This is a genomic window from Pseudomonas sp. LBUM1670 (assembly GCF_059695695.1).
The window spans coordinates 4,624,081-4,636,624 of record NZ_CP166783.1 but is presented as its reverse complement, the minus strand read 5'-3'; the positions used below and the strand labels follow the sequence as shown (position 1 = coordinate 4,636,624).

The window sequence follows — 12,544 nt, the reverse complement described above, 5'->3', positions numbered from 1 at the left end:
ACTGCTTGATTGGCCTTGTGACGTCTTGTCGAATTTTTTGCCCGCGGGGGCGGGTGCTGCACCTTTGTTTCCTGTCACTCGTCGACTTTTCAAACAGAACCCTGGAGCCTGCCCACTGATTCGAGAGGTGCCCCATGAGTCTGCTGCTTGAACCCTATACCCTTCGCCAATTGACCCTGCTCAACCGCATCGCGGTGTCCCCGATGTGCCAGTATTCCAGCGTCGATGGCCTGGCCAATGACTGGCACCTGGTCCACCTTGGTAGCCGTGCCGTTGGCGGGGCCGGTTTGATTTTTACTGAAGCCACGGCCGTCACTGCGGATGGGCGCATCACCGCTGAAGACCTCGGTTTGTGGAATGACGAACAGATCGAGCCCCTGCAACGCATCACGCGCTTCATCGCCGCCCAAGGGGCTGTCGCCGGCATTCAGTTGGCCCATGCCGGGCGCAAGGCCAGCACCCATCGGCCGTGGATTGGCAAGCACGGTAGCCTCAAACCGGAAGACGGCGGCTGGACACCCGTCGGTCCTTCGCCGATTGCGTTCGACCCGCAGCACACACCACCGAAGCAGCTCGATGAGGGGCAGATCGCCGAGGTCATTCAAGCGTTCGTCGACTCGGCGAAACGTGCACTGACCGCCGGTTTCAAAGTCGTCGAAATCCACGCTGCTCACGGTTATCTGTTGCACCAGTTTCTTTCGCCGTTGAGTAATCAGCGGCGCGATCAGTATGGTGGCTCGTTCGAAAACCGGATTCGGCTGGTGTTGCAAGTCACTGAAGCGGTGCGGGCGGTGTGGCCTGAGGAGTTGCCGGTGTTTGTGCGTGTGTCGGCTACCGATTGGGTGGAGGACGGCTGGAATCCGGATGAAACCGTTGAACTGGCGCGACGGCTCAAGGGGTTGGGCGTTGATCTGATTGATGTCTCTTCGGGCGGTACGGCGGCCAATGCCGAAATTCCTACCGGGCCCGGTTATCAGACGCGTTTTGCCGAGCGTGTGCGTAAGGAGTCAGGCATGGCGACTGGCACGGTGGGCATGATTACCGAGCCGGCTCAGGCCGAGCACATTTTGCGTACCTGTCAGGCAGATATCATTTTTCTTGCCCGTGAGTTGCTGCGTGATCCGTATTGGCCGTTGCATGCTGATGATGATTTGGGTGGGCACAAGGCGATCTGGCCGGCGCAGTATCAGCGGGCGACGCATCGGGATCAGCCGATTCATGAGTCGGATTTGCGTGATTGAGTTTTTGGAGTTGGAGTACATATCCGTTGCTGCGGTAACGGCTGCTGGCGGTTCCGCTCTTACAGCGGGTCACTTGGAAGAGCCCCAAGTAACCAAGGGCTCTTGCCCGAATGGCACTTACTTAACGTGTTTCGGATGACCATTCGCCCGAACCTCTGCCCTTGCCAGCGAACGTGGCTTGGTCAGCAAAGGGTAGGCTTGGGGTCGTCGTTTAACAGCACGCGGCTCGATGCGGCCCGGGCGATTTCCAACGCGTCGTTGGGCGATCAATTCCAGCAATGTTAAAAAATTGTCTCTTCCGGGATCGCCGTATTGCCTCAGTGCCAGCCAAAGCTGGAGGCTGTGCTTGAAGCTCAGCTCTCGTGGCAAACAGTCTGCCAGTGCGGCCGACTGCGCCATGATCATTCGAATCAGGTTGTGCGCCAGTAAATAAACCCACAGCTCCTTGATAGCCATATCCGGCGTCTTGCAGCTCAGCTTCCCCAAGCCCAGCGTCGCTTTGAGATTGCGTAAGTCCAGCTCCACATGCCAGCGGTTCTTGTACAGCGACTTGAGCGCCGTCTTCGGTACCTGCCTGGGGCACCTCAGGGTGGTAACCAAGGTTTTGCCATCCACTCTAAGTTCCCGAACCTGCAATCGCTCCGGGGCCTGTTCAAAATACCGCTGGCTCATCCACACAGGTCGTCGCGCAGGTTTTTGATATTCGATCAGGTGATCTTCTGTGCCCAAACTTTGGCCCAGTCGAAAGTCAGTACTGCGCCGACGTATACCGTATTGTTCAAACACACCGTCCACGCCTCTGCGCTGTAATTCGCAAAGCAGAAAATAAGTGGCGTAATAGGCATCGCCCAAAAGGATATCGCCTGTTTTCAGCGTATCCAGCATCGACCTGAGGAGCGTCTGCTCATCCCCGCCCTTGCCTTGGAAACGGCCCACGGCAGCATTTAAGACAGCGCCACTGGACAAACAAACGATACCGACCATTCGAGACAGTGGAAAACCAAGACCGACTTTCTGACCACGAGATTGAGGGTAGGCGGCCTGGTTTGCCGCCGTGTCGGGCATGCTGATCGTAGTGCCATCCACCAGTCGTACCGGCCTGTCCAGCCAGCGCCAGGATGTCGGGGCATGATCGCTGATCAACGCGCCCGTGTGATGGAGCAATGTAGAGACCATTTCGACAGGCAGTCGTTTTCTGGCTTTGCAATAGGCCCCGGTCCTGGTACTGCTAGGGCTCAAGCCTCCACAGACGCGTTTTATTGAAAAATCATTGACGACATTCTGACAGGAGCGGTCAGCCCCCATCGCCTGGGCGAGAAACATGGAAAGCGTTTCGGTCGGCGGAAACAACCGCTCCCGATGCTCGGGCAGTGAGGACTCTACAACGGGCAATAGCTGCGGGGCCGTGAGCAAATCGAAGAATGCGTAGGCGTCGGCGTTGGAGGCGTGCTGACGCAGGCGATGTTGTTGATGCTGAACAATTTGGCGTCTACGATTCATCTGGGCTGTGTCCTTGGTTTTCGGCGTGTGTTCGCAACTATCACCGTAGACCAAGGCCAGCCTTCTCCAATTTCACAGCGTAAATGACGTTGCCGGCAGCTAAGTAAGTGCCATTCGGCTCTTGCCCCTTTCGTTCGGTGCCTCGCTAAGGCTCGGCATACCCTCGCTCCGGTCCTGCTCCGTGGGCCCGCCGCCATCGGCCATCCATGGCCGGGGGCGGCTAACCCGGCATCCATGCCGGGTTGCCCACTGCGCAGAACCTGCGCTCGGCCTCTCGAGGGGGCAAGAAGATCAAAAGCCAGATCAAAAGCGCGCGAGGCGGCCTGAGAGCCGACCTGACGTTTAGTCCGACCATTGCCTCGGCAGTGGGGGTGAACACGAATGCCATGTCCAACAAATTTCCAACTGTGGGAGCGGGCTTGCTCGCGAAGGCGGTGTGCCATTCAACATTGATGCGACTGACACGGCCTCTTCGCGAGCAAGCCCGCTCCCACAGGGAATCAGCGTCAGCCCAGAATATGTGCACGGCCAAATCAGCGAAGCGCGCCCGCTTGGTGCCCCGGTCGGCCCAGAGGCCGCCTCGATTTGCTTTTGCGGTGCATGCCGAGCCTTAGCGAGGCACCGAACGAAAGGGGCAAAAGCGCTTTGGTTACTTTCGCGCTTTTCGAAAGTGACTCGCCGTAAGGGCGAAACCAATAGCCGCCGTTACCGCAGCAACGGATATACACCCAAACGCGTTAACACCAAACCGAACCCCACGACCGAAGGCTATTGGGTTTCACGCCGTAACAACCTGCTGAAGTCGATTCAATCGCTTGTTGAAATCCAGCCAAACCCCCAGCAACCCCATCAACCCGGCCCCCACCAGCGCAGTAAATACCTGCATGGCAAATGCATCATCGGTCAACGCGTTAACCATGTCCGCCAGAGGCGCCAACAACACGCCAAGGCAGAAAATCTCCAACGAATAACGCCCCATGCGACAGCACTGCCGCGCCAGCCAGTTCTGCGTCCAGCCAGTGTCCGGCAACAGCTTCGCCGTCACATACGCCAGCGCCAGAAAGTGCAGCAATCGCACCGGCGACAGGTCGGTCTTGCTGATCGGGTACAACAGGTTACTCAGCCAACCCGGCATCACCGCATCATGAATCTCCGGCCATCGCCACGAGACCGTAATCACACCGGTGATGACCACATACATCAACGCACTGATAAACAATGGCTGACACCGCAGCAGACGAGTCTCGGGCAAGCGTGGCCGCTGCCCGTGAGTCGCAGCGGCACCGCCGAGTACAAACAACAATTGCCAGACAACCGGGTTGAAGTACCACACGCCGTCCTTGATGGCCGCCAGGTTCCAGCCGAACCACGGCGCCAGCAAGTACACCGTCAGCGACACTGCCACCACCGCCCAGGCCTTGCGCACCAGCATCGGCAACACCAGCGGTAAACCGGCCAGCAACACGATGTACAGCGGCAGCGGATCCATGAGGTTCGGTTTGAAGCGCAGCAGCAGTTCATCCACCAAGGCTTGCTGAGGGTTGGTGATGAAATGGTGCATGCCCATTTCCTCCACCAGATCCCGGGTTTCCACATGGCTGTTGGCGAAGAACACGATGCCCATCAGCATCGCCAGCAGGAAAATATGCACCACGTAGAGCACCCAGGCGCGGCGCAGGATCTTCACGCAGGCGATCAGATAACCATCGCGCTGAAGGATTTTGCCGTAAGCCAGGACCGCCGCATAACCGGCCAGAAACACGAAGATTTCGGCGGCGTCGCTGAAACCGAAGTTACGCGGGGTGATTTGACCGAGGGGGTTGTGAGGCACGTGATCCCAGAAGATGAAGATCAGCGCCAGGCCTCGAAAAAAGTCGATTCGGTGATCGCGTTCAAACGTCATGACAGCAGGCTCGTGAACGGGTGTTGAATTAAGAAGTGAACGGAGGCGCCACAGGTTGCGCGCCGCACATCGGCGGCGCGCAGGGTGGCGTGATTCGTCGGCAATTGCAAAATCCCGATATTACTGAATGTCTCAAATGCCTACCTTGACCTAAGCTGGCTGTACGAATCCGCCCACCGGTCTGGCGGGGCGATGGCGCGCAAGAATGACGGCAGACGGCCTCTGTCGAACGGTTACATGGCATTGTTCAGGAGCGTGAGACGTGAAGGTGTCGCTGATCGTTCCGGTATTCAACGAAGAGCAGGCGATCGGCTTGTTTTATAAGGCGGTGCGCCGCGAGTTGAGGCTTGGCGGCAGCGAGGTCGAGATCGTGTTCATCAACGATGGCAGTTCCGATGGCACGGCAGAGCAGGCCAAAGCACTGGCGCAGGCCGACGAGCTGGTGCTGCTGATCAACTTTTCGCGCAACTTCGGCAAGGAGCCGGCACTGTTCGCCGGCCTGGAATATGCGACCGGCGACGCGGTGATTCCCATGGATGTCGATCTGCAGGACCCGATCAGTGTCATTCCGCTGTTGATTGACGAATGGCAGAAAGGCGCGGATGTGGTGCTCGCCAAACGCCGCAATCGTGGCGCCGATAGTTACCTGAAACGCCACACTGCATCGCTGTTCTACCATGTGCTGAACCGTATCTCGTACACCCGGATAGAGGAGAACGTTGGCGATTTCCGGCTGATGGATCGCAAGGTGGTCAACGTGATCCGCGCACTGCCCGAGCACCAGTTGTTCATGAAGGGCGTGCTGTCGTGGGCCGGGTTCAACACGGTAGTGATCGAATACGAGCGAGCCGGGCGGGTGGCCGGTGCCAGCAAGTTCAATGGCTGGAAACTCTGGAACCTGGCCCTCGAAGGCGTGACGTCGTTCAGCACCGTTCCGTTGCGCTTGTGGACGTACATCGGCGGCGGCATTTCGATTTTCGCGGTGCTTTACGCGGTGTACATGGTCCTGGACAAGATATTCTTCGGCAACAGCGTCCCCGGTTACCCGTCGTTGATGACGGCCATTCTGTTTCTCGGCGGCGTGCAGCTGATCGGCATCGGCATTCTCGGCGAGTACGTCGGGCGGATCTACATCGAGTCCAAGCATCGGCCGCGCTATGTGGTGAGAGACATCGTCGGCGGTAAAGACCGGCTCGGGCTTTAGCATGGGCCGGTTCAGCGATTTCCTCGGTAAAGAACCCGGGCCGCGCCAGGTCTGGCTGTTTTTTCTGCTCGCGACGTTGCTGTATGTCGTGCCGCTGATCCTCGCGGACTACCCGTACATCGATGACAACTGGCGTTCGCTGTCGGCCGGCACGGCCTGGGCGGAACAGGGACGCTTGTTTACCCAGCTGTTCTACAACCTGCTGACGTTCAGCAACGCCGCGCCGAACATCTTTCCGTTGCCACTGTTGATCGCCACGCTGGCCATGGCCTCGGCATTGACCCGGCTGACGTTTCATTACTATCCACAGCCGACGATTGCCTGTTGCCTGGTGCCATTGCCACTTTGGTACAACCCGTTTTTTCTGCAAAACCTGTCCTATCAATATGACGGTCCCGCCATGGCTTTGAGCCTGGTGGCGGTGATTTATGCGATCACCTTTCGTCACCCTTCGCGCAGTCGACAATGGCTGGTGCCGGCGTTGCTGATTGCACTGGCGCTGGGGCTGTATCAGATCAGCCTGAATGTGTTTCTGGGGCTCTGTTGCCTGGAACTGCTCAGAGGCGCGAATGACCGATTGGCCTGGCCGCAGCTGTGCGGGTTGATCGGCTGGAAACTGGCGCAGGTCACCATGGGCTGGTTGATGTATTGCGTCAGTGCCGTGGCGTTCATGAGTCAGGATCGTGCGTTGTTGTTGAACTGGGCCGCCGCGCCGCTGCTGCAATTGCACGTCAACATCGGCAGAGTGCTGGAAAAAGTCGTGCTGCTGTTTCACGGCGGATTCGCCTGGGTGTTCATCGCGCTGTTGCTGTGCGCCATTGCCGGTGTTGTCCAGGTGGGGCTGAAGGTGCTGGAGCGTCAGGACAACGGACTGAAGAAAGGCCTGATCGGCCTGCTGTGTTTGCTGACCTTGCCGATCGTGACGCTGCTGGTGTCGGGCGTCGCGCTGTTTTTCCGCGACTTCAATGAGGGCGCCCGGACCTTGATGGGTTTCGCCGTGCTGCTGGTGCTGTTGTTCTACTTGAGCCACCTGGCGCTGGCGCAGATCCATGAACGGCTGCCGCTGTTGCTGGTGGTGCCATTGCTGGCGATGCTGTCGTTGTCGTACGCCTACGGCCGGGTGCTAACGGTGCAGAAAGCCTTCACGACCAGTGCGCTGTTCAAGCTTGAGCAGGACATTGCAACTCATCGACAACTGCGCGAGGCCAAGCGGATTTATATGTCGGTGACGTACTCCGATCACTGGTTGTTGGGGGCCGCGGGTTCGTTCAAGCAGATGCCGGTGCTGCACTATTTGCTGAACATCGACTTTTTCATGCTGGCCGAGAATCTGCCGAAAGTGGGCATCACCAACGTCGTCGCGGAGAGGGAGCGCCGCAATGCGACGTGGGTGGGGTATCAGGGGTATCCGCCGCTGCTGGAGCGCCCGTTTTACCGGATTTATCTGCTGGGTGATTACGGTTTCATCGTCATGAAAGAACCGGCCCCGATCAAGGCGCTTCGTTGGTGAAGCGCCTGTTTGCCCTCAGGCTGCGACCGGCTCATCAGGCTCAAAGCTATCCGCCCGTGCCATCTGCCACATGCGCGAGTAGAACTCGCCGTTCACCTCGCCGGTGAGCAATTCCCCCGGTTTCAAGAACACATGCAACTGCGAGAACAGCTTGATCTCGGTCGCCGACATGCGCCGCACCAGGTGCTTGGCCGACAACTGCGACGGATGTTCGAGGCCGGCGGCGGCGAGCATTTCCGCCAGGGCCTTGAGGGTGTTGCGGTGGAAGTTGAACACGCGCTGGGCCTTGTCCGGGACGACGAGTGCGCGCTGGCGCAAGGTGTCCTGGGTGGCGACGCCGGTCGGGCATTTGTTGGTGTGGCACGACTGCGACTGGATGCAACCGATGGCGAACATGAAGCCGCGCGCCGAGTTGGCCCAGTCGGCACCGATGGCCAGCACGCTGGCGATGTCGAAGGCGCTGACGATCTTGCCGCTGGCGCCAAGTTTGATCTTGTCCCGCAGGTTCAGGCCCACCAGCGTGTTGTGCACGAACAGCAGTCCTTCGCGCATCGGTACGCCGATGTGGTCGGTGAACTCCACAGGCGCCGCACCGGTGCCACCTTCCTTGCCATCGACGACGATGAAGTCCGGGAGGATGCCGGTTTCCAGCATGGCCTTGGCGATGCCCATGAATTCCCACGGATGGCCGAGGCAGAACTTGAAGCCCACCGGTTTGCCGCCGGACAGTTCACGCAGTTGCTGGATGAAGTGCATCAGTTCGATCGGTGTGGAAAACGCACTGTGCCGCGACGGCGAGATGCAGTCTTCGCCCATCAGGATGCCGCGGGTTTCGGCGATTTCCCTGGTGACTTTGTGCTTGGGCAGAATCCCGCCGTGGCCGGGCTTGGCACCCTGGGACATCTTGATTTCGATCATCCGCACCTGCGGCGTCTGCGCTTGTGCAGCGAAGCGTTCCGGGTCGAAGCGCCCGTCTGCGGTGCGGCAACCGAAGTAGCCGCTGCCGAGTTCCCAGGTCAGGTCGCCGCCGTTTTCCCGGTGATAGGCGCTGATGCTGCCTTCACCGGTGTCGTGGGCGAAGTTGCCGAGCTTGGCGCCCTGATTCAACGCGCGAATGGCGTTGGCGCTGAGGGAACCGAAACTCATGGCCGAGATGTTGAACACCGATGCCGAGTACGGCTGAGTGCACTGCGGGCCGCCGACGAGGGTGCGGAAACTGCTCGGATCGCTCAACGGTGCCGGGCGCATCGAGTGGCCGATGAATTCGAAACCCGACTGATACACGTCGATCAACGTGCCGAAGGGTTTGTCGGCACTTTCATTCTTGGCGCGGGAATAGACCAGCGAACGCTGGGCCCGGGAGAAGGGCAGGGCGTCGCTGTCGGATTCGAGCAGGTACTGGCGGATTTCCGGACGAATGCCCTCCACCAGATAGCGAATGTTGCCGAGGATCGGGTAATTGCGTCGCACCGCGTGGGGGCTTTGCAGGAGATCGAACAGGCCGATCAGGCTGAGCACGCCCGTGACGGCGGTGATCGGCCAGAGCCAGTCGTGTTCCAGGAAGGGCAGGCTGGCGAGGGTGAAGATCACGCAAGCGGCAAAGAAGGCGTAGCGGCTCAGGAGTGACAGGCTCATACGGTTTCCTTGGGTTCGGACTCAATAAAGTGGCTAAACACAAAACACTGTAGGAGCGGGCTTGCTCGCGAAGACGGTTTCACATTCAGCAATTGTGTTGGCTGACATACCGCTTTCGCGAGCAAGCCCGCTCCCACAAAAAAGCAGTCAGGCATTCTGTGCCTGGAGAAAAATCGAAAACAGCTCGGACTGGGACTTGATCCCCAGCTTGCTGTACATGTGTTTCTTATGGACTTTCACGGTTTCAACAGAGATTTCCAGCTTACGGGCGATTTCTTTACTGGAGCAACCGCTGAGCATCAAACGCCCGACATCCAGCTCGCGCGCGGTCAGTTGCGCACCTTTGAGTTGCTGCACCGAGGCTTCCAGCTGCACCCGCCAGTCACCCTGGACCGGCGCCGGCGCGAGAGCGACGACTTCGTTGATTTCGTAAGGCAGACGCTGGCGCAACAGACCGAGCACCCACGGCTGGATCAACGACAGCAAGGCTACCTGCTGACCGCTGAAACGCTGTTTGCTGCCCAGCGACAGGCACAGCGTACGGTCACCTTCGAGCTGACAATTGAACTGGATTTCGTCGGCCACCACATTCAGACGAAAGTAGCGCTGGTAATACTCGGTCAGCTCGAAATGCTCCGGCGCCACTTCCGACAGGCGATAGAGCCCGGTACGCGACTGCTCGCGGCAGGCGATGTAGAACGGGTCGAGCAGGTACAAACCGCGCAGATAATCCTGGAACAACTGATCGGGGCTGCCATCTTCGCCCGGGCATTCGGCGAACACTTGCGGGTGCTGATCGGCACTGAAAAGCAGCGCCACCCAGCTGTCGAAGGGTACGTACTGATCCAGCAGGCGCACCAGTTGCGTCCAGAAATTGGGCTTGTCGAGGGCGTCGATCAGTTGCCCGACCGAACGGTGCCAGGCGATGTCGTCTAACGAGAGTGTCATGGGTCTACCCCTATCGGGTTACCCCGGCCGCGTGATTCCCTGGCCGGTTGCTTGCTGCGCATACTGGCGCACAGACACCGGCCGGGCAATCTTTCTGCCGCCCGGCCACTAGAACAAGGACTACCCATGAAGGTCGAACTCGCCCAATTGGCGGGCCGTGACAACGACACGGCTTACAACCTCGAACGCGCGCTGGCGGCGATTGCTGCCTGCGCGGCCGACACGCAGTTGATCATGTTTCCGGAAAGCCATTTGATGGGCTTCCCGTCGGCTGAAACCGTGGCCGCCGTTGCCGAACCGCTGAACGGCCCCACCGTCAGCGTGATCGTCGCCGCTGCCCGTGAGCGCAACATCGCCGTGGTGATCGGGACGGCCGAAAACGACAACGGTCGCTTTTTCAACACCACGCTGCTGATTACCCCGGAAGGCATCGCGCTGAAATACCGCAAGACGCACCTGTGGGCGTCGGACCGCGGTGTGTACGAGCCGGGCGACCGCTACGCCACGTGCCTGTGGAACGGCGTGCGGGTTGGCCTGCTGATTTGCTACGACATCGAGTTCCCGGAAACCGCCCGCGCCCTGGCACAACTGGGCGCCGAACTGCTGATCGTCACCAACGGCAACATGGACCCTTACGGCCCGACACACCGCACCGCGATCATGGCCCGCGCCCAGGAAAACCAGGCGTTTGCGCTGATGGTCAACCGGGTGGAAGAGGGCGATGGCGGGTTGTTGTTTGCCGGTGGCAGTGCGCTGGTGAATCCGCTGGGCACGCTGTTGTTTGAGGCTGGACGAGATGAAGGGCAGTTTGCGGTTGAGCTGGATCTGAATCAGCTGACGGCGGCGCGGCAGGATTATCGGTATCTGGATGATCAGCGGCTGAAGTTGCCGGGGGAGATGGTTGAGCATGCTTCTGGATTGAGGGAGTTGCTGATTCCTAAGGGCTGATCCTGATTCTGTGTCGCCCGGGCTGACGCCTTCGCGAGCAAGCCCGCTCCCACATTGGTTTTGTGAACACTCGAGATCAAATGTGGGAGCGGGCTTGCTCGCGAAGAGGCCCTGACAGGCGACTCACCTGTTTGACCTTTCACCTAAAACAACAAACGCAACACCCGTAATTTGCGCCGAACTCGGCTCTGCCATAAATCCAATAAAATTCGGAGTAGTCGCTCATGGCTCGTTTGCAACGAACCCTTTCACTGGGGGCGGTGGTGCTGTTTGGCATCGCCTATATGACGCCGATCATTGTGCTCGGCACCTTTGGCATCCTCGCTCAATCCACCGCCGGCATGGTGCCGGCCGCGTACCTCGCGGCGCTGGTGGCGATGTTCTTCACCGCCATGAGCTACGGCCGAATGGCTTCGGTGTTTCCCGTGGCCGGTTCGGCTTACAGCTATGTGCGCAAGGCGATCAGCCCGAAACTCGGTTTCATCGCCGGTTGGGCGGTGCTGCTCGATTACCTGTTCCTGCCGATGGCGATCTGGCTGATCGGCGCGGCGTACCTCAACTCCGCGTTCCCGGCGGTGCCGCAATGGATCTGGGTGCTGGCCTTCATCGGCATCACCAGCGCGATCAATATCGTCGGCCTGAAACTGGCCAACGGCATCAACGCCTTGCTGATGCTGGTGCAGTTTCTGGTGCTGATCGCCTTCGTTGCGCTGTGCGTGCATTACGTCGGCGGTGATGCCAGCACGCCGTTGTGGTCAGTGAAACCGTTCTTCAACGGCGACATGCAGATGCCGCTGATCATGAGCGGTGCGGCCATCGCCTGTTACTCCTTCCTCGGTTTCGACGCGGTCAGCACCCTGACCGAAGAAACCCGCGACCCGCGCCGCACCATCCCGCGGGCGATCATGCTGATTACCCTGATCGGCGGGCTGATTTTCGTCAGCGTGTCGTACTTCGTGCAGATCGCTCACCCGTCGTTCCAGTTCGACAGCGTCGATTCGGCGGCCTATGAAATTGCCCGCAACATCGGGGGCGACCTGTTCGTGTCGATCTTCCTGATCGGTCTGATCGTCGGTCAATTCGCTTCGGGTCTGTCGGCTCAGGCCAGCGGCTCGCGGCTGCTGTATGCCATGGGCCGTGACGGTGTGCTGCCGAAATCGTTTTTCGGCACCTTGCACGAACGCTTTGGCACGCCGATCAACAGCATCCTGCTGTGCGCAGTCGTGGCGTTGCTGGCGCTGAAACTGGACGTCACCACCTCGACCTCGTTCATCAACTTCGGCGCGTTCCTGGCGTTCAGTCTGGTGAACCTGTCGGTGATCTTTCACTACTGGATCGGCGGCGAGAAGAAGGGGCTGCGTGAGTTCGTGCTGTTCCTGTTGTTTCCGTTCATCGGTCTGGCGGCGGACTTGTGGCTGATGGTCAGCCTCGATCACCTGGCGATTTATCTGGGGCTGAGCTGGCTGGCGATTGGCGTGGTGTACCTGGCGGTGCTGACGGGCGGATTCCGTCGTCAGCCACCGGAGATGGATTTCCAGGAAGCTGCATAATCACCGGACAGATGATCAACCTTGTGGGAGCGGGCTTGCTCGCGAAGGCGGTGTATCAGTCACTAATATGTTTACTGACACACCGCTTTCGCGAGCAAGCCCGCT

At 59.4% G+C, this 12,544-nt stretch carries 9 protein-coding genes; 5 read left to right on the top strand and 4 right to left on the bottom strand.

Features of this window, described 5'->3' with window-relative positions; translation table 11 throughout:
* The first annotated feature begins 134 nt into the window (after positions 1-134).
* A complete protein-coding gene (locus ACA073_RS21090; RefSeq protein ID WP_497399233.1) occupies positions 135-1,241 on the top strand; it encodes an NADH:flavin oxidoreductase/NADH oxidase in 1,107 nt (368 codons plus the stop codon).
* Between the two features lie 117 nt (positions 1,242-1,358).
* Here the strand turns inward: ACA073_RS21090 and ACA073_RS21085 are convergent, their stop codons facing one another.
* Both ACA073_RS21085 and ACA073_RS21080 read right to left on the bottom strand, forming a co-directional pair.
* On the bottom strand, positions 1,359-2,741 hold the full coding sequence (locus tag ACA073_RS21085; RefSeq protein ID WP_497404122.1) for an IS4 family transposase: 1,383 nt from the start codon (positions 2,739-2,741) through the stop codon (positions 1,359-1,361).
* Positions 2,742-3,519: 778 nt separating this feature from the next.
* Entirely contained in the window at positions 3,520-4,644 is a 1,125-nt protein-coding gene (locus tag ACA073_RS21080) for an OpgC family protein (RefSeq protein ID WP_497399231.1), read from the bottom strand.
* A 262-nt stretch (positions 4,645-4,906) separates the two neighbouring features.
* Here ACA073_RS21080 and ACA073_RS21075 point away from each other — a divergent pair, with 262 nt between their 5' ends.
* Together ACA073_RS21075 and ACA073_RS21070 are read left to right on the top strand one after the other, a co-directional pair.
* The gene (locus ACA073_RS21075; protein ID WP_497399229.1) at positions 4,907-5,848 is read left to right on the top strand and encodes a glycosyltransferase family 2 protein; all 942 of its coding nucleotides are present in this window, start codon (positions 4,907-4,909) and stop codon (positions 5,846-5,848) included.
* Position 5,849: 1 nt separating this feature from the next.
* A complete protein-coding gene (locus ACA073_RS21070) occupies positions 5,850-7,358 on the top strand; it encodes a glucosyltransferase domain-containing protein (protein ID WP_497399227.1) in 1,509 nt (502 codons plus the stop codon).
* 15 nt (positions 7,359-7,373) lie between these two features.
* On the opposite strand, the gene ACA073_RS21065 is transcribed toward ACA073_RS21070, so the two are convergent.
* Entirely contained in the window at positions 7,374-8,993 is a 1,620-nt protein-coding gene (locus ACA073_RS21065) for an FMN-binding glutamate synthase family protein (protein WP_497399225.1), read from the bottom strand.
* Between the two features lie 147 nt (positions 8,994-9,140).
* The gene (locus ACA073_RS21060) at positions 9,141-9,941 is read right to left on the bottom strand and encodes a helix-turn-helix transcriptional regulator (RefSeq protein WP_497399223.1); all 801 of its coding nucleotides are present in this window, start codon (positions 9,939-9,941) and stop codon (positions 9,141-9,143) included.
* 126 nt (positions 9,942-10,067) lie between these two features.
* Between ACA073_RS21060 and ACA073_RS21055 the strand changes: the two genes are divergently transcribed.
* A complete protein-coding gene (locus tag ACA073_RS21055) occupies positions 10,068-10,889 on the top strand; it encodes a carbon-nitrogen hydrolase family protein (RefSeq protein ID WP_497399221.1) in 822 nt (273 codons plus the stop codon).
* 224 nt (positions 10,890-11,113) lie between these two features.
* Positions 11,114-12,439 carry an APC family permease gene (locus ACA073_RS21050; RefSeq protein ID WP_497399219.1) on the top strand — a complete coding sequence of 442 codons (1,326 nt, stop codon included), beginning with the start codon at positions 11,114-11,116 and terminating at the stop codon, positions 12,437-12,439.
* The last annotated feature ends 105 nt before the right edge of the window (positions 12,440-12,544 follow it).